Annotated in this window: 2 protein-coding genes and 1 pseudogene; all 3 read right to left on the bottom strand. The window is 55.8% G+C overall.

Annotated elements, in window-relative coordinates; genetic code table 11:
• Positions 1-106: 106 nt before the first annotated feature.
• Positions 107-943 (bottom strand): aminoglycoside O-phosphotransferase APH(6)-Id, encoded by an 837-nt coding sequence (locus FAA86_RS24275; RefSeq protein WP_000480968.1) that lies wholly within the window; start codon positions 941-943, stop codon positions 107-109.
• Positions 943-1,746, bottom strand: coding sequence for an aminoglycoside O-phosphotransferase APH(3'')-Ib (aph(3'')-Ib, locus tag FAA86_RS24280; RefSeq protein WP_001082319.1), 804 nt, complete (start codon positions 1,744-1,746; stop codon positions 943-945). The genes FAA86_RS24275 and aph(3'')-Ib overlap by 1 nt, the downstream gene beginning before the upstream one ends.
• 65 nt (positions 1,747-1,811) lie before the next feature.
• Positions 1,812-1,984: pseudogene (locus tag FAA86_RS25265) on the bottom strand (recombinase family protein); the annotation flags it as partial.

Here is a 1,984-nt window from a genome sequence, read left to right on the forward strand (position 1 = left end):
GGGGTCGTTTGCGGGAGAGGGCGAAATCCTACGCTAAGGCTTTGGCCAACGATATTCTCCGGTAAGATTGATGTGTTCCCAGGGGATAGGAGAAGTCGCTTGATATCTAGTATGACGTCTGTCGCACCTGCTTGATCGCGGCCGCGATAGCTAGATCGCGTTGCTCCTCTTCTCCATCCGCGTTCCAAGCTGCGGAAAGGCACCCATAAGCGTACGCCTGGTCGAGCAGGCGACGCGGATCGACGTCCAGCGCACGAGAGAATGCGTCCGCCATCTGTGCAATGCGTCTAGGATCGAGACAAAGGTCGTCTCTGTCAGCCGGATCGTAGAACATATTGGCGGCGCCAAAGCCCACTTCACCGACCAGACCGACGGGATCTATCACCAGCCAGCCGCGACTGGAGAACATGATGTTTTCATGATGCAGATCGCCATGTAGCCCACGCAGTTCCGAGGCATTGCTCATCATTTGATCGGCTATAATCGCCGCGTGGACGTAGTCAGTTTGACAACCTGCGTTTTGATCATCGCGCGCCCGCTGAAACAAAGCTGCAAAGCGATCCCGGATCGGGAGAAGGGCAGAAGGCAGGGGTTCCTCAGATGCGGCATACAGCTTCGCCATTAGTTCCGCTGCAATTTCGGTCGCCTGGTAGTCGCCGTGCTCGGCAACGATGTGAGAGAGCATTCGCTCCCCGGCATATTCGAGCAACATCAGATTGTTCTCACGACCGAGCAACCGGACTGCTCCCCTCCCATTGCGCCATACCAGATAGTCGGCCCCGCGCAGTTCATCAGCAATGTCTTCTATAGGTTTCAATCCCTTGACGATTGCAGGAGTCCCGTCTGGCAATGAAACTTTCCAAACGAGGCTGGAAAAGGTGTCCGCAATGAGAACAGGTTGCGAAACGTGCCAATGAGCAGGAAAAACAGGCGGCATGAACATCAACCCCAAGTCAGAGGGTCCAATCGCAGATAGAAGGCAAGGCGTTCGCGGTCGGGGGCTTCGATCCCCAATACATTGAATAGGACAGCGAAGGCGCGCTCTGCTTCATCTGGCGCTGCCCAGTTCTCTTCGGCGTTAGCAATCATGAGTGCCAAATCGGCATAGCGATCTGCTGTTCCGAGCCGCCCAAGGTCGATCAGACCCGTGCATTGAAGAGTTTTAGGGTCCACCATGAAGTTCGGCATGCAGGGATCACCATGGCAAACAACCATATCGGTGCGCTCTTGGTCGAGCCGCACCGGTAGCTCTCGTTCGACACGAGCCAAAAGATCGAGCTGCGGCGTACTCTTGTCCTCGTCCGGTAAGAAGTCGGGATTGACGGCATTGCGGGACACCACATCAACGGCGCGTCCGAACATTCGCGACAGCCTGCGCTCAAACGGACATTGATCAACCGATAGGCTGTGAACAGCGCCAAGTTGCTGCCCCATTGACGGCCACGCTTTGAGCAAATCCGCTCCAGACAGATCAGCCGCCGGTACTCCCGGAATTGCCGTTATCACCAAGCATGCACCCTCCTGTTCCTCCTGCCAGTTGATCACCTCGGGGCAAGCCACACCTCGACCTTTGAGCCAAATGAGGCGGTCACGCTCTCCAGCGAGCTCACCGCGGCGGGAAGCAGGTGCGATTTTCGCGAAGGCATGCCCGTCACCACGTCGAAAAACAAAATCACCAGATTCTCCGCCTCTGACAGGCAACCAGTCAGAATGCGATTCACCAAAAAAAATATTAGTTCGATTCAATGGAGGTTCCTTCAGTTTTCTGATGAAGCGCGGAGGTGGCTCAACCTGCGAAAAGAAACGAGTTGCTACGTAAGTCCGAGAACATGCTTTCCATGGTCTCTGAGCTCGCCTTTGGGACCGACATATCGGTAGAGAGTGACGCGCTCGATGCCGAGTTCCTTGCAGAGATCGGAAACTGAAGTATCGCGCTGGGCCATGGCGGCTTGCGCGAGACGCACCTGAGCTTTGGTGAGCGCGA

This window comes from Rhizobium rosettiformans W3, from assembly GCF_004912135.1.
Classification (GTDB): domain Bacteria; phylum Pseudomonadota; class Alphaproteobacteria; order Rhizobiales; family Rhizobiaceae; genus Allorhizobium; species Allorhizobium rosettiformans.

Excerpts from the sequence above, each read along its gene's own strand:
- FAA86_RS24275 (WP_000480968.1), bottom strand. The coding sequence starts at position 943 with ATGTTCATGCCGCCTGTTTTTCCTGCTCATTGGCACGTTTCGCAACCT.